Origin of the sequence: Prosthecomicrobium pneumaticum, from assembly GCF_014199915.1 — a bacterium.
GTDB classification, from domain to species: Bacteria; Pseudomonadota; Alphaproteobacteria; order Rhizobiales; family Kaistiaceae; genus Prosthecomicrobium; species Prosthecomicrobium pneumaticum.
Genome location: NZ_JACHOO010000004.1, coordinates 382706 through 406641, shown reverse-complemented (window position 1 = coordinate 406641; position 23936 = coordinate 382706). Strand labels below are relative to the sequence as shown.

19 protein-coding genes, 1 tRNA gene and 1 pseudogene are annotated in these 23936 nt (G+C 71.4%); 7 read left to right on the top strand and 14 right to left on the bottom strand.

Annotation, left to right across the window (positions count from 1 at the left end; all coding sequences use genetic code 11):
- Nucleotides 1–650 (top strand): annotated as a pseudogene (locus GGQ63_RS12230) (hypothetical protein); the annotation flags it as partial.
- A 259-nt stretch (nucleotides 651–909) separates the two neighbouring features.
- On the opposite strand, the gene GGQ63_RS12225 reads toward GGQ63_RS12230, so the two are convergent.
- The 9 genes from GGQ63_RS12225 to GGQ63_RS12185 all read right to left on the bottom strand — a co-directional run bounded on the left by GGQ63_RS12225 (nucleotide 910) and on the right by GGQ63_RS12185 (nucleotide 7852).
- A tRNA-Phe gene (locus GGQ63_RS12225) sits at nucleotides 910–985 on the bottom strand.
- A gap of 367 nt (nucleotides 986–1352) precedes the next feature.
- Nucleotides 1353–1589 (bottom strand): DNA gyrase inhibitor YacG, encoded by a 237-nt coding sequence (yacG, locus tag GGQ63_RS12220; protein ID WP_183856154.1) that lies wholly within the window; start codon nucleotides 1587–1589, stop codon nucleotides 1353–1355.
- Between the two features lie 7 nt (nucleotides 1590–1596).
- On the bottom strand, nucleotides 1597–2220 hold the full coding sequence (locus GGQ63_RS12215; RefSeq protein WP_183856152.1) for a Maf-like protein: 624 nt from the start codon (nucleotides 2218–2220) through the stop codon (nucleotides 1597–1599).
- Nucleotides 2221–2324: 104 nt separating this feature from the next.
- A complete protein-coding gene (locus GGQ63_RS12210) occupies nucleotides 2325–2858 on the bottom strand; it encodes an arsenate-mycothiol transferase ArsC (RefSeq protein ID WP_343061137.1) in 534 nt (177 codons plus the stop codon).
- Complete coding sequence (locus tag GGQ63_RS12205; RefSeq protein ID WP_183856150.1) at nucleotides 2855–3343, bottom strand: UPF0262 family protein; 489 nt, start codon at nucleotides 3341–3343, stop codon at nucleotides 2855–2857. Before GGQ63_RS12205 ends, GGQ63_RS12210 begins: the two co-directional genes overlap by 4 nt.
- Nucleotides 3344–3360: 17 nt before the next feature.
- Nucleotides 3361–4653 carry a histidinol dehydrogenase gene (hisD, locus tag GGQ63_RS12200; protein ID WP_183856148.1) on the bottom strand — a complete coding sequence of 431 codons (1293 nt, stop codon included), beginning with the start codon at nucleotides 4651–4653 and terminating at the stop codon, nucleotides 3361–3363.
- Between the two features lie 110 nt (nucleotides 4654–4763).
- Nucleotides 4764–5222 (bottom strand): DUF2948 family protein, encoded by a 459-nt coding sequence (locus GGQ63_RS12195; RefSeq protein ID WP_183856216.1) that lies wholly within the window; start codon nucleotides 5220–5222, stop codon nucleotides 4764–4766.
- Nucleotides 5223–5355: 133 nt separating this feature from the next.
- Nucleotides 5356–6009: a response regulator gene (locus tag GGQ63_RS12190; protein WP_183856214.1), complete on the bottom strand. Its 654-nt coding sequence runs from the start codon at nucleotides 6007–6009 to the stop codon at nucleotides 5356–5358.
- A gap of 169 nt (nucleotides 6010–6178) precedes the next feature.
- Nucleotides 6179–7852: an MFS transporter gene (locus tag GGQ63_RS12185; protein WP_246429741.1), complete on the bottom strand. Its 1674-nt coding sequence runs from the start codon at nucleotides 7850–7852 to the stop codon at nucleotides 6179–6181.
- Between the two features lie 333 nt (nucleotides 7853–8185).
- On the opposite strand from GGQ63_RS12185, the gene GGQ63_RS12180 reads away from it, so the two are divergent.
- Nucleotides 8186–9724, top strand: coding sequence for a hypothetical protein (locus GGQ63_RS12180; protein WP_183856146.1), 1539 nt, complete (start codon nucleotides 8186–8188; stop codon nucleotides 9722–9724).
- A gap of 1 nt (nucleotide 9725) precedes the next feature.
- A complete protein-coding gene (gene pip / locus GGQ63_RS12175; RefSeq protein ID WP_183856144.1) occupies nucleotides 9726–10706 on the top strand; it encodes a prolyl aminopeptidase in 981 nt (326 codons plus the stop codon).
- A 24-nt stretch (nucleotides 10707–10730) separates the two neighbouring features.
- On the opposite strand, the gene GGQ63_RS12170 is transcribed toward pip, so the two are convergent.
- Both GGQ63_RS12170 and GGQ63_RS12165 read right to left on the bottom strand, forming a co-directional pair.
- On the bottom strand, nucleotides 10731–11261 hold the full coding sequence (locus GGQ63_RS12170; protein ID WP_183856142.1) for a hypothetical protein: 531 nt from the start codon (nucleotides 11259–11261) through the stop codon (nucleotides 10731–10733).
- A 147-nt stretch (nucleotides 11262–11408) separates the two neighbouring features.
- A complete protein-coding gene (locus GGQ63_RS12165; RefSeq protein ID WP_183856140.1) occupies nucleotides 11409–11861 on the bottom strand; it encodes a MerR family transcriptional regulator in 453 nt (150 codons plus the stop codon).
- A 397-nt stretch (nucleotides 11862–12258) separates the two neighbouring features.
- Here GGQ63_RS12165 and GGQ63_RS12160 point away from each other — a divergent pair, with 397 nt between their 5' ends.
- The 3 genes from GGQ63_RS12160 to GGQ63_RS12150 all read left to right on the top strand — a co-directional run bounded on the left by GGQ63_RS12160 (nucleotide 12259) and on the right by GGQ63_RS12150 (nucleotide 17063).
- Nucleotides 12259–15213, top strand: a complete 2955-nt coding sequence (locus GGQ63_RS12160; RefSeq protein ID WP_183856138.1) for a peptidoglycan-binding protein — start codon at nucleotides 12259–12261, stop codon at nucleotides 15211–15213.
- A gap of 150 nt (nucleotides 15214–15363) precedes the next feature.
- Nucleotides 15364–16293, top strand: coding sequence for a TSUP family transporter (locus GGQ63_RS12155; protein ID WP_183856136.1), 930 nt, complete (start codon nucleotides 15364–15366; stop codon nucleotides 16291–16293).
- A complete protein-coding gene (locus GGQ63_RS12150; protein ID WP_183856134.1) occupies nucleotides 16290–17063 on the top strand; it encodes a TIGR02186 family protein in 774 nt (257 codons plus the stop codon). Before GGQ63_RS12155 ends, GGQ63_RS12150 begins: the two co-directional genes overlap by 4 nt.
- A 1-nt stretch (nucleotide 17064) precedes the next feature.
- Here the strand turns inward: GGQ63_RS12150 and GGQ63_RS12145 are convergent, their stop codons facing one another.
- The 3 genes from GGQ63_RS12145 to GGQ63_RS12135 all read right to left on the bottom strand — a co-directional run bounded on the left by GGQ63_RS12145 (nucleotide 17065) and on the right by GGQ63_RS12135 (nucleotide 20180).
- Nucleotides 17065–17337: a DUF6460 domain-containing protein gene (locus GGQ63_RS12145; RefSeq protein ID WP_183856132.1), complete on the bottom strand. Its 273-nt coding sequence runs from the start codon at nucleotides 17335–17337 to the stop codon at nucleotides 17065–17067.
- Between the two features lie 113 nt (nucleotides 17338–17450).
- Nucleotides 17451–19166, bottom strand: a complete 1716-nt coding sequence (locus GGQ63_RS12140; protein ID WP_183856130.1) for a cisplatin damage response ATP-dependent DNA ligase — start codon at nucleotides 19164–19166, stop codon at nucleotides 17451–17453.
- Nucleotides 19167–20180: a ligase-associated DNA damage response exonuclease gene (locus GGQ63_RS12135; protein ID WP_183856210.1), complete on the bottom strand. Its 1014-nt coding sequence runs from the start codon at nucleotides 20178–20180 to the stop codon at nucleotides 19167–19169.
- 1219 nt (nucleotides 20181–21399) lie between these two features.
- On the opposite strand from GGQ63_RS12135, the gene GGQ63_RS12130 reads away from it, so the two are divergent.
- Nucleotides 21400–23922, top strand: a complete 2523-nt coding sequence (locus GGQ63_RS12130) for a ligase-associated DNA damage response DEXH box helicase (RefSeq protein ID WP_183856128.1) — start codon at nucleotides 21400–21402, stop codon at nucleotides 23920–23922.
- The last annotated feature ends 14 nt before the right edge of the window (nucleotides 23923–23936 follow it).

Sequence of the window (23936 nt, the reverse complement as noted above, 5' to 3'; positions counted from 1 at the left end):
GGGTGGTTCAGGCGTTCGGCCCGAAGGTGTTCGGCTTTGCGCACCTGCCGGCGGCAATAGCGACGGCCGGCATGTCCGAAGTCGTGCCGCGGATGCTCGATCGGCTGCACCGCCGATTCGCGGACTTCGATGCGCTGATACACGGCTTCCCCGATATCATCGACGCGGTGCGATCGGTGCAGCGCCTTGAACCCGACCCGGAGTGCCGAAACACTGCCCTCGTGGTCGCCGGGTGGTCCGCAGTCCGGGAACGACTGGAAAGCCATTGCGTGCTCCTCAGCGACCGTCACCTTTCCGACGGGTCGGACTTCCCAGATGCGCCGATCGGCGAGTTGTTTCCGCTGCCGGACTTCTTCTCGCTGGGACCCCGACCCAACGCCGAGGAATACGAGCGGGCGGGCTTCTCGTGGCCCCCGTCGGCGGCCGAGTTCGATCCGGTGGCGCATGGCCTGCCGTTCATGCAAGCGCAACGCTATCACGCCGAGGAAATCATCCACGGTCGCCCGGAGACCAAGGCCTATGCCGTCGGCGGCTTCGCCCAGTTGACGAGCGTCTATGCCGGCGCCGGCGGCGTCTTCTCGGCGATCATGGGCCGATGGCCGGCCGATCGCATCGGCGAGCGCATCAACCCACACGGCGGCCTCGCATGACCGCGGCCGGCGCGCGCCTGGTCGTGCTCGCCTGAAGACGGCAGATCGCCCCAGCCGCCTTTGTCTCACAGGCACCTCGCGAGGCCTCGCCGGACGCCTCACGCCCTTCCCATGTCGCATTCCATGTCGCATGGAGAGGCCGCGCATCAGCGAAAACCCGCGGAAACCCTTGAAATCCAGTTGCAACACGATCGCGACACGAAAGGCCGGAGAGAACGCGGATTCGGTTGCTAAGTGTTTGTAATCATTTGGAGAAATTTGGTGCCCAGGGGCGGAATCGAACCACCGACACGCGGATTTTCAGTCCGCTGCTCTACCAACTGAGCTACCTGGGCCCACCGCATCGGAGCGTGACGCTCCGGTCGGGACGAGGCCTTATAGGGGAGCCGGCGCGGCCTGTCCAGAGCCGTTTGCGTCCGATCCGCCGTCCCCGCAACATCGCTGGGGACGACGTGATTCCCGTGCACAGACAATGGCTTGCACAATCGCCCAGCAGCGGCTTGCACGATCGCCGATCGGGCATGGCGGTGCGCCGGCGTGGCTTTTTCACCGACGGGTGCCCGCGCCGGACAGCCGGACGGGATGCGGCTGCGCCCTGCGACGACGGAGCCCGGATCGTGCAAGAGCCCACCGCGAAAGGCGGAGCCGCCGGTCCCGTGCGCGACGGCGGCTCCAGGCGAGCGGCGGCCGGTGCGCCCCGCCTCAGACCGGGCCCGGGCCGGGCTCGCCGTCGTCCTCGTCGTTCTCGACCACCGGGATCGCATAGGAGCCGGACAGCCAGCGGTGCAGGTCGATGTCGGCGCAGCGCTTCGAGCAGAAGGGATAGGCGGTCCGGACCGAGGGCTTGCCGCAGATCGGGCAGGGCCGCGGCGGGCGGAGCGGCACGACCTCCGCCTTCTTCTCCGCGGCGGGAGCCTCATCGGGCTTCTTCTTGGTCATCGCCGCCTCACGCCCCGCCCAGCCAGCCGGCGCGCACGGGATAGGATTCGCCCGCGAGCAGAGCCACCGTCTCGTAGAGCGGCAGGCCGACGACGTTCGGATAGGAGCCGGCGAGCTTGACGACGAAGGTGCCGGCGAGCCCCTGGACGGCATAGCCGCCCGCCTTGCCCTCCCACTCGCCCGAGCCGAGATAGGCCTCGATCTCCTCGCGCGACAGGCGCTTGAAGCGCACCTTGGTCTCGACCAGCCGCTCGCGCAGCGCCCCCTTCGGCGTGATCAGGCAGACGCCGGTCTGCACCTTGTGCGAGCGGCCGGAGAGGAGGCGCAGGCAAGCCGCCGCCTCCTCGCGCAGTTCCGCCTTCGGCAGGATGCGCCGGCCGACGGAGACCACCGTGTCGGCGGCGAGGACGAAGGCGCCGGCGAGTTCGGGATTGCGCGCCGCCATGGCACGCGCCGCCTCGGCCTTGGTGCGGGCGAGGCGCTTGGCGAGATTGCGCGGCAGTTCGTGCTTCAGCGGTGCCTCGTCGATATCGGCCGCGACGAGGCTGTCCGGCTCGATGCCGGCCTGGCCGAGCAGCTGCAGCCGGCGGGGGCTCGCGGAGGCGAGGATGAGCTTGGGCTTGCCGGTCATGAGGGCTCGCAAGATCTGAGCGGCGGGCGCCGGTGGACGGAACAGGACCCCGTTCCTAGGGCATTCGGGGAAATCCGCAAGCCTCGGCCGGCCGCCGTGCACGGTCAGCCGGGCGGCAGCGGCGTCCAGCCGAAGCGCGCCTTGATCCGATCGCGCAGGCCGTCGCGCACGCTCCGATACGCATCGACGATCTGCGCCCGGCCGCCGGCCACGAGCGTGGGGTCGGCCGTCGGCCAGTATTCGACGTCGACCGCCATCGTCCGCGTCAGTTCGAGCGCGCGGTGATGCGCCTCGGGCGAGAGCGTCACGACCACGTCGAAATTCGTATCCTCGAGATCCTCGAGCGTCTGCGGATGATGGCGCGACAGGTCGACGCCCGCCTCCTCCATCACGGCGCAGACGAAGGGATCGGACGCGCCGCCCTTCCTGACGCCGGCCGAGGCGACATAGAGCCCGTGCGGGAAGAGCTGGCGCGCGAGCGCGGCGGCGATCGGCGAGCGGACCGTGTTCATGCCGCAGACGAAGAGGACGGAGGCCGGCCGCCGCTGCGCGGGCGCCCGTACCGGCGCGTCCGGCCCGGGCGCGTCGCCCCCGCCGGCGTCCGGTTCCGGTGCGGATCCCGCCGGCGCACCGCTCACGACGGCGCCTTCCAGTGCAGCGCGCAGACGAGGGTGAAGAGCCGCCGCGCGGTCTCGAAATCGACCCGGATCTTGCCTTTGAGCCGCTCGATCAGCAGGCGCGAGCCCTCGTCGTGGACGCCTCGGCGGCCCATGTCGATCGCCTCGATGCGGCTCGGCGTCGCCGTCCGGATGGCGTCGTAATAGCTGTCGCAGATCAGGAAATAGTCGCGCACGATGCGCTTCAGCGGCGACAGCGACAGGAGATGGGTGACGAGCGCCGTGCCGGCCTCGTCGGCGACCTCGAAGGCGAGCCGGTTCTGGGCGATCGCCAGGCGCAGGCGGAAGGCGCCCGGCTTCTGGCCCTCGGGCAGGAAGCGGTTGTCCTCGAGCAGGTCGTGGATGGCGATCGCCCGCTCGTGCTCGACATCGGGCGTCGAGCGGCCGATCGAGCCCTCGTCGAGCTCGACCGCGACGAGCCGGCCTTCGATCGCCGCTTCGGCCATGGCCCGCCCCGCGCCGCCTAGAGATTGAGCCGGATCGCGACGGAGCGCGCATGCGCGCCGAGCCCCTCGGCCTCGGCGAGCGCGATCGCCGCCGGGCCGAGCGCGCGCAACTGCTCCGGGCCGAGCTTCAGGACCGAGGTGCGCTTCATGAAATCGAGCACCGAGAGGCCGGAGGAGAAGCGCGCCGAGCGCGCCGTCGGCAGCACGTGGTTGGAGCCGCCGACATAGTCGCCGATCACTTCGGGCGTGTGGCGGCCGACAAAGATCGCCCCGGCATGGCGGATGCCGGAGAGGAAGGGCGCGGGATCGGCGAGCGCGAGTTCCAGATGTTCGGCGGCGATGCGGTTGGCGAGCGGGATCGCGCGGGCGAGATCGCCGACGGTGATGATCGCGCCATAGTCGCGCCAGCTCGCCGCCGCGGTCTCGCCGCGCGGCAGGGTGGCGAGCTGGCGGACGACCGCGGCCTCGACGGCCTCCGCAAGCGTCGCGCTGTCGGTGATCAGGATCGCCTGCGCGGCCGTGTCGTGCTCGGCCTGGGCGAGCAGGTCGCTGGCGAGCCAGTCCGGATCGTTCTCGTCATCGGCAATCACGAGCACCTCGGACGGGCCGGCGATCATGTCGATGCCGACCGTGCCGAACACCTGGCGCTTCGCCGCGGCGACATAGGCGTTGCCGGGACCGACGATCTTGGCGACGGGGCGGACCGTCTCGGTGCCGTAAGCGAGCGCGCCGACCGCCTGCGCGCCGCCGATGCGATAGACCTCGTCGACGCCGGCGAGCCGCGCGGCGACCAGAACCAGCGGGTTGAGCCGACCGTCGGGCGCCGGCACGACGATGACGACGCGGCCGACACCCGCGACCTTCGCCGGCACGGCGTTCATCAGCACGGAGCTCGGATAGGAGGCGGTGCCGCCCGGAACATAGAGGCCCGCGGCATCGATCGCGCTCCAGCGCGAGCCGAGCTCGACGCCGAGCGGATCGGTGTAGAAATCGTCGGCCGGCTTCTGGCGGCGGTGATGCGCCTCGATCCGATCGCGGGCGAGCACGAGCGCCTCGCGGGTGCGCGGATCGACGGCGGCCTCGGCCGCCTCGAACTCCGCCTCGCCGATGCGGATCGTGGTGGGCGAAAGGGTGAGCCGGTCGAAGCGGGCGGTATAGTCGATCAGCGCCGCGTCGCCGCGCGTCCGCACATCCGCGAGGATCGCCCGGACCGCCTGCTCGACGTCCTCCGACACCTCGCGCTTCGCGGCCAGCAGGGCAGCGAAGCGGGCTTCGAAATCGGCATCGGTGTCGGAAAGGGTGAGCGGCATAGACGGGTCTCCGCGAGGAACCCCGTCTCTCTAGCCGAAGCGGAGCGGCTCTTGAACCCTCGCCTTTGGCGGGGGGTGTCGCGCAGGGCGGGCCGCTGCGCGCGCGGCGCTCAGGCGACGTCGTCGAGCTTGTGCTCGGGGCAGCAGGCGGTCGCCCAGGCGGGCCCGAGATCCGCCATCGCCGCCTCGATGCACTCGACATCGAGCGCGATCGCCGCGCCGCCGGCGAAGATCAGCGTGATCGTGCCTTCCGGCGTCTCCTCGGAGGCCTGATCATAGCCGATGGCGAGAAGTTCGAGCACCTGGTCGGTGTTCTTGCGCTCGATGCCGGTCGAGCGGACGGCGCGGACGCGGTCGAAATGCATACCGCTGCGGCGGCGCTCATATTCGCGTCGGCGGGACGAGCCGTCGGGCATCTTCTCCCAGACGAAACGGTTCATCACGCAGGCGAAGCGATGCTCCTTCGGCAGGAAGGCGGCATCGCCCACCTTGAGCACGGCATCCTGGACACAGGCCGAGATCACGGCGAGATCCTCGCCGTCGAAGGCGACCAGTTTGAGACGCTCCATCATCCGACTCCGCAGCCTCTTGGACAGGTGGAAAGGCCAGAACCCGACGAACAGGTAGTGTGCCATTTCTGCCGGCGCAATGAGGGGTGCCGGATTCCGCGGCGGCGCGATGGCCGAAGCCGATGGGGCCGTGTCAGCCGGCGCCGGCCGCCGCGGTCTCGAGCTTCGAGGCGGCGATCACCGCCTGGGTGCGGCTGTCGACGCCGAGCTTCTGCAGGATCGCCGAGACATGCGCCTTCACCGTCGCCTCCGAGACGCCGAGGGCGAAGGCGATCTGCTTGTTGAGCAGGCCCTCGGTCAGCATCATCAGCACCCGCACCTGCTGCGGCGTCAGCGTCGCCATGCGGCGGACGAGATCGGCCGTCTCGTCCCGCGGTGCCGGGCCGAGCTGGGGCGGCAGCCAGACGCCGCCGGCGAGCACCGCACCGATCGCCGTGCGGATCGCCTCGACGCCGAGCGATTTCGGAATGTAGCCGGCCGCCCCGATCGCCACCGCCTGACGCATCAACCCGGGATCCTCGCTGCCCGAAACGACGAGCACGGGCACTTCCGGGAACTGGGCCCGCAGATAGACGAGACCCGAAAAGCCGCGCATGCCCGGCATGCCGAGATCGAGCAGGACGAGATCGGTATCGGCGCCGGCGGCCAGCCGCGCCGCGACGTCGTCGAGCGTGCCGGCCTCCTCGATCGCCGCGCCCGGATAGGCGGCGGCGACGGTCTGGCGCAGCGCGTCGCGAAACAGCGGGTGATCATCGGCCACCACGAACCGATGCAGTGCCGGTCTCATCATACCGATCGTGCGGAGCTCATGCGTTTCCGATCCCACGGGCGGCTCGAGCCGCTCTTTGACACCACCATACATCGTGCTGCCCCCCGGATGCCATCCGATTTGTTGCGCCCACAAGAAAAGGGTCCCGGCGGACCGGGACCCTCCTTCGCCCTGCGACGGACGTTCTTCAGTGCCAGTGATCGATCTGGCGATCCTTCGTCTCCGGCATGAAGAAGATGCCGATGATGAGGGTCATCACAGCGACCACGATCGGGTACCAGAGGCCGTAATAGATGTTGCCGGTCGCCGCGACCATGGCGAAGGCGGTGGTGGGCAGGAAGCCGCCGAACCAGCCATTGCCGATGTGATAGGGCAGCGACATGGCGGTGTAGCGGATGCGCGTCGGGAAGAGCTCGACGAGCTGCGCGGCGATCGGGCCGTAGACCATCGTCACGTAGAGCACCAGCACGGCGAGCAGAACGACGAGCATCGGCTTGTTCATCTGCGCCGGATCGGCCGCGGCGGGATAGCCGGCCGCCCGGATCGCCTCCGTCATCTGCTGGTCGAAAGCCGCCTGCTGCGCCTTCAGCTCGTCACCGGCGAGACCGGCGCCGCTGAAGGAGGCGATGGTCGTCTCACCGATCTTGACCGAGGCGACCGTGCCGGCCGGCGCCGCCTCGTTGGCATAGTTGACCGAGTTCTTCGCGAGGAAGGACTTGGCGATGTCGCAGCTCGTCACGAATTTCGAGGTTCCGACCGGGTTGAACTGGAAGGAGCACTCGTTCGGATCGGCGACGACGGTGACCGGCGCCGAAGTCTGCGCCGCTTCGAGCGCCGGATTGGCGTAGTGAGTGAGCGCCTGGAAGATCGGGAAATAGGTGAGCGCCGCGATCAGGCAGCCGCCGAGGATGATCGGCTTGCGGCCGATCTTGTCGGACAGCCAGCCGAAGAAGACGAAGAACGGCGTACCGATGGCGAGCGACAGCGCGATCAGGATGTTCGCGGTGGCGCCGTCGACCTTCAAGGTCTGGGTGAGGAAGAAGAGGGCGTAGAACTGTCCGGTGTACCAGACGACCGCCTGCCCCGCTGTGCCGCCGAGCAGTGCGATCAGCGCCACCTTGCCGTTCGACCAGTTGCCGAAGGCCTCGGTCAGCGGCGCCTTGGAGGATTTGCCCTCCTCCTTCATCGCCTTGAAGGCGGGCGACTCGTTGAGCGTCAGTCGGATCCACACCGAGATGCCGAGCAGCACGATCGACAGCAGGAACGGAATGCGCCAGGCCCAGGCCTTGAAGGCGTCCTCGCCGAAATAGGTCCGGGTGCCGAGGATGACGAGCAGCGACAGGAACAGGCCGAGCGTCGCGGTGGTCTGGATCCAGCTCGTATAGAAGCCGCGACGGCCCCGGGGCGCGTGTTCCGCGACATAGGTCGCGGCGCCGCCATACTCGCCGCCGAGCGCCAGGCCCTGCAGGAGGCGCAGCACGATCAGGATCACCGGCGCGGCGATGCCCCAGCTCGCATAGGAGGGCAGGATGCCGACGATGAAGGTCGACACGCCCATGATCAGGATCGTGACGAGGAAGGTGTATTTGCGGCCGACCAGATCGCCGAGCCGGCCGAAAACCAGCGCGCCGAACGGCCGCACCGCGAAGCCCGCCGCGAAGGCGAGAAGCGCGAAGATGAAGGCGGCGGTCGGGTTCACGCCCGAGAAGAACTGCGCCGCGATGATCGCCGAAAGCGACCCGTAAAGATAGAAATCGTACCACTCGAATACGGTTCCGAGCGAGGACGCGAAGATCACCTTGCGTTCCTGCCCGGACATCGGACGCGTCGCCGCATCCGGCACTGTGGCCGTCGTCGCCATGCCGTCTCCTCCCTGACCCTGCGCGCAGCGTCGCTTCCGGCTCCGCGGATTGCGCGAGAGCACGGGCCGCGCCGGCCATCCCTCCGGCCGCGGTCGACACGACATCTGCATCTTTAGCGGGTCGAGTATCGACAGAGTCTCGCCCGGCGACAATGCTCCGAAAGTCGAAGCGAAGCCCGCAACATCATCGCAGGTGCGAGGATCATCTTGCATACGCAGCGAAAATATTGCACCGCAACAGAACGCTGAGGGCGGTGGACACGCCGCGCGCGGCGGTTGACAGGGCGCGGCCGGTCCTGTCCGATCGTTTCGAATGTGTTTGGGAATTCCGTCATGCCCCTCGAGCGCCGGATCGGCACGACCGCGGCGGCCGCGCTCGCCGCGGTCGCGACGGCGCTCGTCTTCGCCGCCGCGCTCGACCGGCTCGGCCTGCCGCTCGAATTGCTGCAGGTGATCGCGGCCCTGCCGGTCGCCGCGGTGATGATCGCGGCATTTGGCGCGCGCGCACTCGGCTTCGATCCCGTCGTGCGGGGCGGCCTCTGGCGCGCCGGTGCGATCGCCGCGGCGATCGCCGCCTTCGCCGTGCCGGCCTCCGTCCTTCTCGCGGTTCCGGCCGGCATCGGTCTCTTCGGCGCCGATGCGCTGGGCGTCGCCGCGGCGGTCCCGGTCGGCCTCCTTCTCGCCGCCGCCATGGTCGCGCCGCGCATCGCCGGATCGGACGGCGGAACGGTCGCGGCGGCGATCGGCCGGCGCTTCGGGACCGGCACGCGACGGCTCGCCGCCGGCGCCCTCCTCGCCGCGCTGCTGCCGATCGCGGTCGCCGAGGCCGCGCTCGCCGGACGGATCGTCGAGGCGATGACCGGCATGACGGCGGCGACGGCGGCGGCCCTCGTCGCCCTTCTCGCCGGCTTCGCGGTCCTCTGTGGCGGCCTCGCCGCTGTGATCGCCGCCGGCGCCGTCGCGATGGCGATCGCCGCCGCCGGCCTCGCCGGCACGCTCGCCATCGCCGCGCCGGCGCGCGTCGACGGCCTGCTCGGCCTCGATCTCGGCCGAGCGCCCGCCCCGGCGCTCGCGAGCGCGCTCGCCCTCCTCGTCCTGCTCGGCATCGCCGCGCTGCCGGTCGCCTCGGCGCCGCTCGCCACCAGTTTGCGCCGATCCGCCGCCCCGCGAGCGGTCACGCTCGTCCTCGCCGGCAGCACGGCGCTGCTCCTCCTCGCCGCCCTCTTCTTCTTCGAGGCGCCCGCACGGGGCGGGGCCGGCCTCGGCCCGCTCCTCGCCCTCGCGGCCCGCCCGGACCTGCCGGTCGCGCTGCCGATCCTTCTGACCGGAGGCCTCGTCGGCGCGTCGATCGCGGCGGTCGCCGCCGCCCTTTGCCATGCCGCGATCGCGGTCGGCGAGGACCTCTATCCGGCGCTCGAGCCGAAGGCGCCGCAGGGGCGGCGCGTCTTCATCGTCCGCGCGGCGGCGGCCGGCTTCGCCCTCCTCGTCGCCTTGTGCGCCGCAACAGCGCCGAGCCCGGTCTTCGTCGGGCTCACCGGCCTCGGCATCGCCGCCGCCGCGCTCGCACCCGTGCTCCTCGTCCCGCCCGCCGATCCGGGCTGGCCGGCGCCGGCGGCGATCACGCTCGGTCTGCTGGTCGCCGGCGGCGTGCCGCTCATGGCCGGGCTGACGCCGGCCGCCGTGCCGCTCGCCGGGCCGGCGGCAGCGCTCGGCCCGACGGGGCCGTTCGGCATGCCGGCTGTGCTCGCCGGCCTCGTCGGCGCCGTGCTCGGCACGGCGCTCTTCACCGCCGCGGCGCTCGCGGCGCATCTGCGCGCCCACCGGCGCGCCCGACCGAGCGGCCGGGAGCAGCCGGCAGAGGGAGCGAACTGAGATGGCGATCGCCGATCAGGGTGCGGCGGCGCCGCGCCGCGGGCTGTTTCCCGCGCTCGAGCCCTACCGGACCCACCGGATCAGGGTCTCGGATCTGCACGAGATCCATGTCGAGGAATGCGGCAATCCGGACGGCGAGCCGGTGCTGATGGTGCATGGCGGCCCCGGCGCGGGGGCCGGGCCGAACATGCGCCGCTATCACGATCCGGACCATTACCGCATCGTCCTGTTCGACCAGCGCGGCTGCGGCCGCTCGACGCCGAACGCGGAACTCGCCGAAAACACCACCTGGGATCTCGTCGCCGACATGGAGGCGATCCGCGCGCGGCTCGGCATCGAGCGCTGGCAGTTGCTCGGCGGTTCATGGGGCTCCTGCCTCGCCCTCGCCTATGCCGAGACCCATCCCGAACGGGTGAGCGGGCTGGTACTGCGCGGCATCTTCACGCTGCGGCGCGAGGAATTGCTGTGGTTCTACCAGGAAGGCGCCTCCTTCCTGCTGCCCGAGGCCTTCGCCACCTTCCGCGACTTCATCCCCGCCGAGGAGCGGCACGATCTGATCGGCGCCTATCACCGCCGGCTGACCGGCGAGGATCCCGAGGTGCGGCTCGCCGCGGCGCGGGTCTGGAGCATGTGGGAGGGCTCCGCCCTCTCGCTGCTGCCCGATCCGGCGCGGGTCGCCGCCTTCGGCGCGCCGCATTACGCGCTCGCCTTCGCCCGCATCGAGAGCCACTATTTCGTCAATGCCGGCTTCTTCGAACGGGAGGGCCAGCTGATCGCCGATGCGGCGCGGCTGAAGCCGATCCCGGGCGTCATCGTGCACGGCCGCTACGATCTCTGCACGCCGGTCAAGACGGCCTATGACCTCGCGCGCGCGTGGCCGGAGGCGGAACTGCGCATCGTGCCGGATGCCGGCCATGCGATGAGCGAACCCGGCATCGTCGCCGAACTGGTCGCCGCGACCGAACGGCTGAAGCGCCGCTGAGGTCGGGAGCCGTTCGGGGCGGACTCAGATGTGGTCCGCCTCGCCTTCGCGCTTCATCGTCCGCACCATGTCGAAGAAGCGGCGCATCATCTCCTCGGCGAGGTCGAGCGAGCGGTCGTCGGCCTGCGGATCGGGCGCGGCGCGCGGCGGCACCGGCGGCGGATCGACGGGCCGGGCGGCCTGCGGTTCGCCCGGCGGAGCCGCGGCCGCGGCGCGCTCGAGCGCCGCGACCCGGGCGGCGAGTGCTGCCACCTCGCGCGACAGGGCGGCGATCGCATCGGCTTCGGCTGGATCGGGGGCCGCGCCGGCCTCGTCCTCGACAATGCTGCAGCGCCACGGGCCGGCGGCGGCGGGATCGCTCCCCATGTCCGCGGCACGCCGGCAATGCGAGACGATGCCGGTCTCGGTATCGAGCCGCACGAAGCCCTGATCGGCGGGAATCATGGTGAAGCGACCGACCCGCGGCGGAGCGGGCCGCTCGGCATCCTCGGCGAAAGCCGGCACGGCGCAGAGCGCGAGAGCGGCGGCCGTGGCGGCGGCGAGCATGGTCGACATGACGATCCTCCGTTGCCCCCGGCCGGACCATAGCACGGTCCGGCCCGCGGGCACACGACGAACAGGACCACCGGGCGAGCGCGCCGCAAGAACGCGCGCCAGACGTCAGAGGCGGCGGGCAAGCCCCGGAACGGAGCGGCCAGACGCTCAGGCGGCGCCGGCTTCCTTCTGCCGCAGCATGCCGGAGACGACATCGACGGTGCGGTGCAGTTCCTCGAGCGCCTGCTCGATATCCTGCCGCTGCCGCTCGAGGACGCCGATCTGCTCCTGGAATTTCTTCAGCGCGACCCGCATCTGCAGCGCCTGACCGTCCTTCAGATCGTAGAGATCGAGCATCTCCTTGATCTCGGCGAGCGAGAAGCCGACTTTCTTGCCCATCAGGATCAGCTTCAGCCGGCTGCGATCGCGCCGCGAATAGAGCCGGTTCAATCCCTCCCGCCGGGGCGACAGGAGGCCCTTGTCCTCATAGAAGCGGAGCGTGCGCAGAGTCACGTCGAATTCCCGCGCCAGATCCCCGATGGTGAAGGCGCCCGCCTTCGAATCGGCAGTCCCGCCTTCGGCCTCGTCGCGGGTGATTCCTGCCAGATGCGCCATGCTCATCTCAAAGACCCTCAAGAAACATGATGCAACGAACCGTTGCAGCACCCCCCGACGTCCCCCGTACAAACCCCTGTCCAAAATACGGAGGAAAGTTGCATAGCCGAATGGGGACGCGACGCAAGCGCGATTATTGCATAGCTTAATGTTCGTTGCGGCCGCTGGACCACGGCGGGTGGCATGATCCACAAACGCGCGGAACCTCCCCGGGACGATTCGGTCCGTCCGGAGCGCGCGGTTAACCGGCTGTTTACCATGGCGGGCGAACGTGCTGGACGATCGGTGCCACGCCTCCGGTCGGAGCACGCGGTCGGCCTCTGAAAAGGGCGGCCGGAGCGGCACGAATCGGGTCCCGGAGGTCGGGAGCCGAGGACCGGGGAGCCGTGAGGATCGGGGGGCCATGAGAGCGGCGAGCGGATCGGCATATGCCGGCGGACAGGGCGGCCCGGGTCGTGACCGGCTGGCCGAGATCGCCCGTCTGATCGACGGGCTGGACGCCGAGATCGCCGCGCTCGAGCGGCGGAGCCGGCCCGCCCCGACCGAGCGGCCGGCGGCCGAGACCTTCCGCACACCGAACCCCGAGGACGACCGTCTCGCCCGGATCGAATCGCAGCTCGCGGCGCTGTCCGCCCGGATCGAGCCGCGCGGACCGGAACCCGCCCGCCGCATCGAGCCGACCCGGCCGACCCCCGATCTCGCCCAGGCGATCGCCGAGATCGCCGCCCGCCAGAAGGCGATCGACGACCGGCCGCCGCCCGGCCGCGCCCCGCCGACCGGCGGCAACACCGATCTGCGCGCCGAGATCGACGCCCTCAACGCCCGCGTCGCCGCCGAACTGCGTGCGCTGTCCACCGCCGGCCGGCGCGACGAGCCGCTGCCGCGCTCGGAGCCGCCGCCGCGGCCCTTCCGCGCCGAGGACGAGACGCTCGCTGCGCTGCGGCGCGAAATCGCCGGCCTTCGGCAGGGCATAGAGGGCGCAGCGCGTGAAACCTCCGTCGCCTCGATCGAGGCGGGCTTCCGCCATCTCGTCGAACGGCTCGACGGTCTCGCCCGCCGGCTGCCCGACGAGCGGCGCTTCGACCATCTCGCCGACGAGCTGCAGGCGATCCGTGACGCCGTCGGCCTGCAGGCGGTCGAGACGCGCGGCATCGGCCGGATCGAGGACGAGCTGCACGACCTGCGCGACGCGCTCGCCGCGGCGAGCTTGCGCGCCGACCCGCGCGACGGGCTGGAGCGGATCGAGGCCCAGCTGGCGGCGCTGCGCGACGGGCTCGACGCCGCCGCCCGCAACGCGCCGGTCGAGGCGGACGCCCTCGCCGGCCGGCTCGAGGACTGGCTCGACGGCCGCGTGCGGCGCGACACGCTCGACCCGATCGAGAGCCGGCTCGCCGTCATCGCCGAGCGGCTCGACGCCTTCCGTCCCGACCCGATCGAACACGGCCTCGCCGCGCTGAAGGCCGAGATCGCCGCGCTGAAGCGCGAGGTCGCGTCACGCGCCGCGCCGCCCGCTGCGGCGATCGAGCGGCAGATGGCCGAACTCGCGCGCCGACTCGACGCCGCTGTCGCCCGCGACGAGGCAGGCGCCGTCGCGGGGCTCGAGGAGCGGGTCGCCACGCTCGCCCGGACGCTGTCGAGCGGCGTAGCGCCGCGCGCCACCGAGATCGAGGACCATTTCGGCCGCATCGAGCGGCTTCTCGCCACGACGCGCGAAGAGACGATCGCCGCCGCGCGGGAGAGCGCGCGCGAGGCGGTCGAGCGGCTCGCCGGCGCCCCCCGTGCCGAGGAGAGCGCGCTGGTGCGCGGCCTCAAGGAGGATATGCGGGCGCTGTCGCGCGCCGCGGCGGATGCCGGCAGAAGCCAGCAGGCGGCGCTCGATGCGGTCGAGGACACGCTGCAGGCGATCGTCGAGCGGCTCGCCCGGCTCGAAACGGCGCGCTCCAGCCGGGAGGAGCCGGCGGGTGCCGCCCGGCCGGAGCCCGGCGCCGGCCGTGAAGAGCGGCCCCGCGGCGCCGACCGCAAGGCCGACTTCATCGCCGCCGCCCGACGCGCGGCACAGGCCGCGCAGGCGGAAAACGCCGCGCTGCGGGCCGCCCGGCAGGATCTCGACGAGGATGAAGACGAGACCGCCGAACGCGAAAGCGGCGCCCGCACCGGCACCTTCGCGCGGATCGGGCGGGCGCTCGCCGGCCGGCGCACGCTCGTGCTCGCCCTCGCCGCGGTCGTGCTGGCGCTCGGCGCGGTGCGGCTCGCCGATACGGGCGGCTCGTCGCGGGACGAGGCGGCCGACCGTGCGATCGCCGCGCGCGACGGCATCGACCCCACCGCGACCGGCACCGTCTCCGCGCCCGGGTCGGGACGCGATGATCGCGCCGTGCCGCGCGGCACGGTACGCGAGCTCACCTTCGGCCCGCCCGGCCCGGCGACCTCGCGCTTCGGCGCCGGACCGGACGCGCCGCCGATCGGCGGCTTCTCCGGCGCGGACGGCGCGCAGCAGCCGACGACGCTCGCCGGCATCGGGCCGGTGGCGCTCGAGACCGACGCGGCGCTCGGCGACGCCGCGGCGCAGTTCGAGGTGGCGGCCCGCTATGCCGAGGGCCGCGGCGCGCCGCAGGACATGGCGCTCGCCGCGCAATGGTACGAGCGCGCCGCGAATGGCGGTGTCGCCGTCGCGCAGTACCGGCTGGCGAGCCTCTACGAGCGCGGCGAGGGCGTGCCGCGCGATCCGGCGCGCGCGAAGAGCTGGTACGAACGCGCCGCCGCGCAAGGCAACGTCATGGCGCTGCACAATCTCGCCGTCATGCTTTCCGAGGGCACGTTCGGCGAGCCGGATTACCGGCGCATCGCAGAACTCTTCACCGAAGCCGCGCGGCACGGCGTCAAGGACAGCCAGTACAATCTCGGCGTCCTCTATGCCCGCGGTCTCGGGGTGAAGCAGGATCTCGTCCGGTCCTACACATGGTTCGCGCTCGCCGCCCGCCAGGGCGACGGCGATTCCGCGGCGCGCCGCGACGATGTCGACAAGACGCTCACCGACGACCAGCGCGCCGCCGCCCGCGCGGCGGTCGAGGCCATGACGGTCGAGCCGGTCGACCCCGCGGCGAACGAGGCGCCGGCTCCGCGACCCGAATGGACCGAGGGCGCCACCCTGCGCCAGGCGGCCGCCGAGGACACCGCGACGATCCGCGCGGCGCAGCGCCTGCTCGCCCGCCGCGGCTACGATCCGGGCGCCACCGACGGCGAGGCCGGGCCGAAGACGCGCGAAGCGATCCGCGCCTTCCAGCGCGACAGCGGCCTGCCGGCGACCGGCACGGTGGACGGCGCGCTGCTCGCGACGCTCGGCGCGGCGCGGGGCTGATCGCGCGGCGTTGCGCCGTGTCAGATTGGAAACACAAATCCGTGCTTGATGGCCGGCGGCGCGCCGGCTCTTGCCGGGGCGGCCCGATCCGTGTTTCCGATTTCGAGGCTCACTTCCGCCGCGGCCTCCCCCACCTGAACGGCCTCCGACGTGCAACTCTACCTGCCCATAGCCGAACTGCCGGTGAACATGTTCATCATCTTCGGCATGGGTGCGGCCGTCGGTTTCCTGTCCGGCCTGCTCGGGGTCGGCGGCGGCTTCCTGTTGACGCCGCTCCTGATCTTCTCCGGCATTCCGCCGGCGGTCTCGGTGGCCACGGTGACGGCGCAGGTGGTCGCCTCCTCCTCCTCGGCGGCGCTCTCCTATTGGCGGAAACGCCAGATCGACATGAAGCTCGCCCTGGTGCTGACCGCATCCGGCGTCGTCGGCTCGTCGCTCGGCATCGTCACCTTCGACCTGTTGCGCCGGGTCGGCCAGCTCGATTTCATCATCGCGCTCTGTTACGTCACCTTTCTCGGCACGATCGGCAGCCTGATGCTGACGGAATCGGTGCGGGCGATGCTGCAGGCGCGGAAGGGCCGCGCCACGCCGCTGCGCCGTCCCGGCCAGCACGGCTGGATCCACGGACTGCCCTTCAAGATGCGCTTCAAGCGCTCGAAGCTCTACATCAGCGTCCTGCCGGTGATGGCGATCGGCGTCGGCATCGGCTTCCTCGGCTCCCTGCTCGGCATCGGCGGCGGCTTCATCCTCGTGCCGGCGCTGATCTATCTGCTGCGCGTGCCGTCGAGCGTGGTGGTCGGCACCTCGCTCGTCCAGATGATCGGCGCGATGGCGGTGGCGACCGTGCTGCACGCGACGACGAGCGCCTCGGTCGATGCCGTGCTCGCCATCCTCCTGATGGTCGGCGGCGTGATCGGCGCGCAGTTCGGCGTGCGGATCGGCGCCTATGTCCGCGGCGACCAGCTGCGCGCCATGCTCGGCCTCCTGGTGCTCGCCGTCGGCGCGCGCTTCCTCGTCGACCTCGTCCACACGCCGGCCGAGCTGTTCTCGCTCGCCAGCGCGGCGGGGCCGGGCTCGTGAGCCCGCAGGGCCTGCTCCTCGCGTTCGCCGTTCTGCTCGCCGCGCTGCCGGCCCGGGCGGAAACGCTGATCGTCGCGCTCTCCTCGCAGCAGGTGCGCATCTCGTCGAACTTCACCGGTTCGTCGATCACCGTCTTCGGCGCCGTCGAGCGCGATGCCGCGACCGTGTCGCGCGCCGCCTTCTACGATGTCGTCGTGGTGGTGAAGGGCCCGGCCGAAACGGTGGTGACGCGGAAGAAAGACCGCTTCCTCGGCGTGTGGCTCAACCGCTCGTCACGCACTTTCGTCAACGTGCCGAGCTTCTATGCGATGCACGCCTCGCGGCCGCTCGAGCAGGTGACGACGCCGCAGCTTCTCAAGCGCTACCAGCTCGGCACCGATCAGATCGTCTTCCCCGTGGTCGCCGACGACGGCGCGGTGAGCGCAGAAGCGGGGGACGCCTATCGCGAGGCCTTCGTCCGGCTGAAATCGAACGCCAGGCTCTATCAGAGCCATCCCTATGCGGTGTCCTTCCCCGGCGCCGAGATCTTCCAGACGACGATCGAGCTGCCCGCCAACGTCCCGACCGGGCGCTATGTGACGACCGTCTATCTCTTCCGCGACGGTGCCCTGCTCGCCAGCAAGGAGGAGCCGATCATCGTCGTGAAGTCGGGCTTCGAGCAGACCTCCTACGCGCTCGCCCAGAGCCAGGGCTTTCTCTACGGCCTCGCCGTGGTGCTGCTCGCGATCTTCACCGGCTGGCTCGCCGGCGTGATCTTCCGTCGCGACTGAGCTATCCCCGGCCGCGGCCGATATTGAGCAGACGGACCAGCACGAAGATCGGGATCACCACCACGGCGCCGAGCGCGAAATAGCGCCAGATCTCGTCGAAGGCGTCGAAACCCATCGCCCAGATGCGCCGCACGAAGCGCTCCAGCCCGCCGAAGATGTCGTGCGGCGACACGCCGAGCCAGGCGAGGATCACGCCGACGACGAAGGAAATCACGATCAGCCGGAGGATCACCTGGATCGGCGAGCCGCCGAGAAAGCGGTCGAGGGCGGACATGGTCGGTCACCACCGGGTCGATTCGAGAAGGCCGCGCGGCCGGAACCGGCAAGATCGTGTCCGCCGCCTCCCTTGGCAAGGGCGAGCTTGGCGGCGCGCGCGCACCGCCCCGCTCACCCGGCGATGAGCGCCTCGAGCGCCGCGATGCGGTCGGCCTCGGCCGGCGGCTTGTCCCAGCGCAAGCGGGCGATGCGCGGAAAGCGCATGGCGATGCCCGACCGGTGGCGACCGGAGCGCTGCAGCCCCTCGAAGGCGACCTCGAGCACCAGCCCGTCGCGCGCCGTGTGCACCACCTCGCGCACCGGCCCGAAACGGTTGACGGTGTTCTTCCGCACGAAGCGGTCGATCTCGGCGAGCTCGGCGTCGGTGAAGCCGAAATAGGCCTTGCCGACCGGCACAAGCTCCTCGCCGCCGCCCTCCGCCGGCCGCCAGACGCCGAACGTGTAGTCCGAATAATAGGACGAGCGCTTGCCGTGGCCGCGCTGCGCATACATCAGCACCGCGTCGACCGTGTGCGGGTCGCGCTTCCACTTGAACCATGGCCCCTTCGGCCGGCCGGCCTCATAGGGCGCATCCCAGCGCTTCAACATCAGCCCCTCGATGATCGGCTCGGGCGGCCGGCCGCGCAGCACCGCGAGGTCCTCCACCGTCGCGAAGGCGACGAGCGGCGACAGGTCGATCCGGCCGGCGAGCGAGCGGGCGACGAGCGCCTCGAGCCGCGCCCGCCGATCACGGAAGGGGAGCGCCCGGACGTCCTCGCCGCCGTCGACGAGCACGTCATAGGCGCGCATGAAGGCGGGATAGGCGGCGGCGACCTTCGGCGTGACGCTCTTCCGGTTCAGCCGCTGCTGCAGTTCGGAGAAGCTGCCGGCGACGATCCGCCCGCCCTCGGCACGGCCGACCAGCAATTCGCCGTCGATCGCGCCCTCGATGTCGATCGCCGCGGCGAGATCGGGAAAGGCGGCGGCGACATCCTCGCCGGTCCGGCTGTAGAGCCGCACCGTGCCCGCCTCGTTGACCGCCTGGACGCGGATGCCGTCCCATTTCCATTCCGCCGCATAGGCCTCCGGCGTGACGAGGCCGAGATCGCGCTCCTCGAGCGGCTGGGCGAGCATCACCGGCCGGAACGGCGCCCGCGCCGCGGCTTCCGGCCGGGCGCCGCGGCCTTCGAGCCAGGCGAACAGCGGCCGATAGGGCGGCGCGAGCCCGTGCCACACCTCCTCGATCTCGCCGATCTCCTTGCCGCCGAGATCGGCGAGCGCCTGCTTGGCCAGCCGCGCCGAGACGCCGATCCGCAGACCGCCGGTGACGAGCTTGATCAGGGCCCAGCGCCCCGGCGCATCGAGCGAATCGAGCAGGCGCTCGACGAGGCCCGGCCCCTCCGAGCGCGACGCGGCGAGCAGCGCCTCGACGACCGCGCCGAGCGATGGCGTCCCCTGCCCGCTCCCCGCCGGCGGGAGACCGCCGCTCTCCTTCTCGGAGCCACCGGCAAAATCCTCGGCGGACGGCCCCTTCTCCCTCCCCCCTCGTGGGGGAGGGTCGGGGTGGGGGGAAGCTTTCGCCGGCCAGACGAGCGCGATCGTCTCGGCGAGATCGCCGACATAGTCGTAGGAATAGCCGAACAGCACCGGATCGACCCGCTCCGCGACGAGCGCGCGCAGCATGGCCGGCTTGACGCCGCGCAGCGACAGCGCACCGGTCAGCGCGGCGAGCGCATAGCCGCGGTCGGGATCGGGCGTATCGCGGAAATAGTCGGACAGCAGCTTCAGCTTCGCGTTCCGCGACGGCGTCAGCACGAGCCGGTCGAGAAGATCGGCGAAGGCCTCCATCTATTCTTCGCCCTCGTCCTCATATCCGACGAGATGCAGCGGCCGGGCGCGGATGCCGGCGAGCTCGCACCAGCGGACGAGCGCCTCCTCGCGGCCATGCGTCACCCAGACCTCGGCGGGCCCGAGTTCGGCGATCGTCGCGGTCAGCTCGTCCCAGTCGGCATGGTCGGACAGGATCAGCGGCAGTTCGACGCCGCGCTGCTTGGCGCGCTGGCGGATCGTCATCCATCCCGAGGCGAAGGCCGGCACCGGATCGGGAAAGCGCCGCGCCCAGAGGTCGGAAAAGGCGGAGGGCGGGCCGACGACGACGGCGCCGGCAAACTCCGCCTTGCGGCCCGTCTCGACTGTCGCCGGCGCGAGCGGGCCGAGCGCGACGCCCTCTTTCTCATAGAGCCGGCAGAGCTTTTCGAGCGCGCCGTGGATATGGATCGTCCGGTCATAGCCGGCATCGCGCAGGAGCCGGATGACGCGCTGCGCCTTGCCGAGCGGATAGGCGCCGACGAGATGCGCCCGCTCGGGGAAGGCCTCGAGCGAGGCGAGGAGCTTGCCGATCTCGTGCGCGTCGGAGGGATGGCGGAACACCGGCAGGCCGAAGGTCGCCTCGGTGATGAAGACGTCGCAGGGGACGGGATGGAAAGACGCGCAGGTCGGGTCCGGCCGGCGCTTGTAGTCGCCCGACACGACGATGCGGCAGCCGCGCGCCTCGACGACGATCTGCGCCGAGCCGAGCACATGGCCGGCCGGCTGGAAGGTGACGGCGACCTCGCCGATGCGGATCGTCTCGCCGAGCGGCATCGCCTGAGTCGCCCCGGCGAAATCGGCGCCATAGCGCACCGCCATGATCTTGAGCGTCTCGGCGGTGGCGAGCACGGCTTGGTGGCCGGCGCGGGCATGGTCGGAATGGCCGTGCGTGACGAGCGCCCGCGGCACCGGCCGGACGGGATCCACGTAAAAATCGCCGAGCGGCGAATAGAGCCCGGAGGGTCCGGGACAGAGCAGGTCTTCGGGACGCATCATCGCCGTGAAGAGATAGGGCGCCGCCGCGGCGAACGGTAGGAGCGGCCCTCGCCGCGCGCGAGAAGGACGCCCCACCCCAAAGGGCCCGTCATGCCGGCCTCCGTGCCGGCATCCATAATCGTGCGGGTGGGTGTCTTGGAACGACAGCGCCACCCGTCATGCCGGCGAAAGGCAGGACACCTCGAGCCGCGCGACGGTCACCTCGATCGGACCCTGCCCGAGCTCTGCTCGATCGGTGTCGGCTTTCGCCGTGGATGACGAGTGCGCGGCGTGGCGGCGGCGCTCGGGCCGCCCCGCGTCACGAGTATGGACCCCGGCACGGAGGCCGGGGTGACGGGTGCTCGGGGGAGAGCCGGCGCTCTGTGTCCTCGGGCCGTCCCGTCGGCTTCCCCCTCGCACCTCCTCGTGAGGTCGTCGAACACCCCCTCCACCCGTCATGCCGGCCTCCGTGCCGGCATCCATAATCGTGCGGGCGGGTGTCTTGGAACGACGGCGCCACCCGTCATCCCGGCGAAAGCCGGGACCCATCGAGCCGCGCGACGGTCACCTCGATCGGACCCTGCCCGAGCTCTGCTCGATCGGTGTCGGCTTTCGCCGTGGATAACGGGTGCGCGGCATGGCGGCGGTGCTCGGGCCGCCCCGCGTCCCGGGTATGGACCCCGGCACGGAGGCCGGGGTGACGGGTGCCCGGGGGAGAGCCGGCGCTCTGCGTCCTCGGGCCGTCCCGCGTCACGAGTATGGACCCCGGCACGGAGGCCGGGGTGACGGGTGCCCGGGGGAGGATAGGACGCTCGGCGTTCCGGTGCTGTCTCCCGCGAGGCCCCGCCCTCGCACCTCCTCGTGAGGTCGTCGAACACCCCCTCCACCCGTCATGCCGGCCTCCGTGCCGGCATCCATAATCGTGCGGGCGGGTGTCTTGGAACGACGGCGCCACCCGTCATCCCGGCGAAAGCCGGGCCCCCTCGAGCCGCGCGACGGTCACCTCGATCGGACCCTGCCCGAGCTCTGCGCGATCGGTCTCGGCTTTCGCCGTGGATGACGGGTGCGCGGCGTGGCGGCGGCGCTCGGGCCGCCCGGCGTCACGAGTATGGACCCCCGGCACGGAGGCCGGGGTGACGGGTGCCCGGGGGAGGATAGGACGCTCGGCGTTCCGGTGCTGTCTCCCGCGAGGCCCCGCCCTCGACACCGCCCCGTCCGCGGCCTACCTCTTTTCTCCGTGACCGCGCAGCCTCAGCCCGCAGCGGCGGACCGGCTGCTGCCGGGCCGCTTCCTCGACTGGTTCGCCCGGCGCGGCTGGGCGCCGCGGCCGCACCAGATCGCCATGCTCGAAAAGGCCGCCGACGGCCGCTCGGTGCTCCTGATCGCCCCGACCGGCGCCGGCAAGACGCTCGCCGGCTTCCTGCCGAGCCTCGTCGCGCTCGCCGAGCGGCCGCCCGCCGACACCCGCCGCGGCCCGCACACGCTCTACATCTCGCCCTTGAAGGCGCTCGCCGTCGACATCGCCCGCAATCTCGAGACCCCGGCACGCGAGATGGCGCTGCCGATCGCGATCGAGACCCGGACCGGCGACACCCCGGCGCACAAGCGCCAGCGCCAGCGAGAGAAGCCACCCGACATCCTGCTGACGACGCCCGAGCAGCTCGCCCTTCTCCTCTCCCTCCCTGACGCCGATCGCTTCTTCGGCGACCTCGACACGGTGATCTTCGACGAGCTGCACGCGCTCGTCACGACCAAGCGCGGCGACCTGCTCGCCCTCGGTCTCGCGCGCCTCAGACGGCTGCGGCCTCATCTGCGCACCGTCGGCCTGTCCGCGACCGTCTCCGAGCCCGACGACCTCCGCCTCTGGCTCGTCGGCCAGACCGCCGGGGCGCCCGCCGCCCTCGCCGACCTCGTCACGGCGCCCGCCGGTGCGAAGCCGGAGATCACCGTGCTCGATTCGGTGAACCGCGTGCCCTGGGCCGGCCACACCACGGTCTATGCGACCGACGAGATCTATGCCGCGATCAAGGCGGCGAAGATGACGCTCGTCTTCGTCAACACCCGCAGCCAGGCGGAGCGGACCTTCGCCGAACTGTGGCGCGTCAACGAGGACGCGCTGCCGATCGCCCTCCATCACGGCTCGCTCGAGGTCGGCCAGCGCCGCCGCGTCGAGGCGGCGATGGCGGCGGGGACCTTGCGCGCCGTCGTCGCCACCTCGACGCTCGATCTCGGCATCGACTGGGGCGATGTCGATCTCGTCATCCATGTCGGCGCGCCGAAGGGGGCGAGCCGGCTGGCGCAGCGCATCGGCCGCGCCAACCACCGGCTCGACGAGCCGTCCCGCGCCCTCCTCGTGCCGTCGAACCGGTTCGAGGCGATGGAGTGCCGCGCCGCGCTGGAAGCGAGCGCCGCCGGCGTCCAGGACACCGAGCGGCCGCTGCCCGGCGCGCTCGACGTGCTGGCGCAGCACGTGCTGGGCATGGCCTGCGCGGCGCCCTTCGACGCCGTCGCGCTCCACGACGAGATCGTGTCGGCCGCGCCCTATCGCGCGCTCGACTGGGAGACCTTCGAGCGGGTCGTCGATTTCGTCGCCACCGGCGGCTATGCGCTGCGCGCCTATGAACGCTACGCCAAGATCCGCCGTGGCGCGGACGGGCTGTGGCGGATCACCCATCCGCGCATCGCGCAGCAATACCGGCTCAATGTCGGCACCATCGTCGAGGCGCCGCACGTCAAGGTGCGGCTCGCCTCCCGCCGCGGCGGCGGGCCGCTCCGGCCGAGCGCCCGGGTGCTCGGCGAGGTCGAGGAATATTTCGTCGAGACGCTGTCGCCCGGCGACACCTTCCTCTTCGCCGGCACGGTGCTCCGCTTCGAGGGCATGCGCGACAACGACGCGCTCGCCACCCGCACGGCGGACGAGCAGCCGAAGGTGCCGGCCTATGCCGGCGGCAAGTTCCCGCTGTCCACCCATCTCGCCGCCGGCGTCCGGGCGATGCTCGCCGACCCGGACAAATGGAGCGCGCTGCCCGAACAGGTCGCCGACTGGCTGCGGCTGCAGGGCGAGGTGTCCGTCCTGCCGGGCGGCGACGAACTGCTCGTCGAGACGTTTCCGCGCGGCAACCGGTTCTACATGGTCGCCTATTCCTTCGAGGGCCGGCTCGCCCACCAGACGCTCGGCATGCTGCTGACCCGCCGGCTCGAGCGGGCGCGCCTGTCGCCGATCGGCTTCGTCGCCAACGATTACGCCCTCGCCGTCTGGGCGCTCGGCGATCTCGGCGCCGCCTTCGCCGCCGGCCGGCCGGCGATCGGCGCGCTGTTCGACGCCGACATGCTCGGCGACGATCTCGAGGCGTGGATGGCGGAGAGCTATCTCCTCAAGCGCTCCTTCCGCACCTGCGCGATCATTTCCGGCCTCGTCGAGCGGCGGCACCCCGGCGAGGAGAAGACCGGCCGGCAGATGACGGTCTCCACCGATCTCGTCTATGACGTGCTGCGCAGCCACGAGCCCGACCACATCCTCTTGCGCGCCACCTGGGCCGATGCGGCGCGCGGCCTGCTCGACATTCGCCGGCTTTCCGACATGCTGTCCCGGATCGAAGGCCGAATCGTGCATCAGCGCCTCGACCGGATCTCGCCGCTCGCCGTCCCCGCCATGCTCGAAATCGGCAAGGAGGCGGTGGCCGGCGCCGACCCCGACCTGATGCTGCGCGAGGAAGCCGACGATCTGATCCGCGAGGCGATGGGCGAAGCCCCCGCCTGACGAGACCCGTCGAC